This window comes from Kitasatospora sp. NPDC127035, from assembly GCF_042726075.1.
In the GTDB taxonomy this organism is placed as follows: domain Bacteria; phylum Actinomycetota; class Actinomycetes; order Streptomycetales; family Streptomycetaceae; genus Kitasatospora.
Window position 1 is genome coordinate 1 of sequence record NZ_JBHXDN010000180.1, and the last position, 1,019, is coordinate 1,019.

The following is a 1,019-nucleotide window of genomic DNA, read 5'->3' on the forward strand; positions in this document are numbered from 1 at the left end:
ATGCCCTCCTCGGCGAGGGTCAGCACGGTTCGCAGCGCGGCGTCACGGTCACGCCCCCGCACGATCGCGAGGGTGCGGCAGGGCAACTCGGTCAGATTCATGGGGCGCTCTCGTCGCAGGCGGGGCCGGGCGGGTGAAGGTGTCGCGGGTGGCGGTGATCTCGAGTTCCCAGCGCAGTTCGCCGTCGGCGGGGACGGTGGCGGCGTCGTCTTCTCCGGCGTCCGCGAGGTCGAAGACGGCTCCGAGCATGGGTTCGACGCTGATGCTGCGGTAGGGAGCGGCGGTGGGGTAGCCGCGGAGGTTGCGCCACAGGGCGACGGACAGGGGGACGTCGGCGTCGGTGTGGAGGGTCAGGCGGAGTGTGTCCGGTCCGTCGGTGACCGAGATGTCCGCGCAGCGGGTGAGGATGGTGCCCACGGCGATGCCGTCCTCGGGGCCGAGGCGGTCCAGGGGCAGTCCGAGCGGCTTGGGCCAGTGCCCTGTGAGGTGGGGGGTGTTGTCGGGCCAGGGTTCGTCGATCAGGTGGGCGGCCTCGGGAAAGACCCGGGTGGCCGTTCCCGCGGGCGCGACGAGCCGGGCGCCGGGGGTCACGTCGAGCAGCGCGTGGGCGGCCCAGAGAAAGCGGTACCCGGGGTCCGCCGACAGGCGGTAGGAGGCGGACAGTGCCCCTGTCGGGTCCTGCCGCAGGCTGCGGTGCAGGACGAAGTCGGGGTGGTCGATCATGTCGGTGTCAGCGTCGCGCCGCCAGGGCCGGGACCAGGCGTCGCCGTGGTCGGGGTTGCCGCGGATGGTGGGGACGCATTCCTCCAGACCGCCGGCGTCGACGAACGGGTCGCCGGGTCGGACGGTGTCGCGGGCGGGGCAGTGGCGGTGCCAGAGCCATTCGCGTCCGCCGCCCCGCAGGCTGGTCCACCGTCCGCCGTGGCGGGGGTCGGTGGTGGCGGTGAGGGGGATGTGGGTCACCATTCCGCGAATGATCCGTCGTTGTGGTGCCAGAGGGGGTTGCGCCAGTGGTGCCC

General features: G+C 73.0%; 1 protein-coding gene. It reads right to left on the reverse strand.

All coding sequences use genetic code 11. From position 1 onward, the window contains the following. Positions 1-48 precede the first annotated feature (48 nt). Positions 49-966 carry a hypothetical protein gene (locus ACFWIC_RS41115; RefSeq protein WP_380522334.1) on the reverse strand — a complete coding sequence of 306 codons (918 nt, stop codon included), beginning with the start codon at positions 964-966 and terminating at the stop codon, positions 49-51. Positions 967-1,019 lie beyond the last annotated feature (53 nt).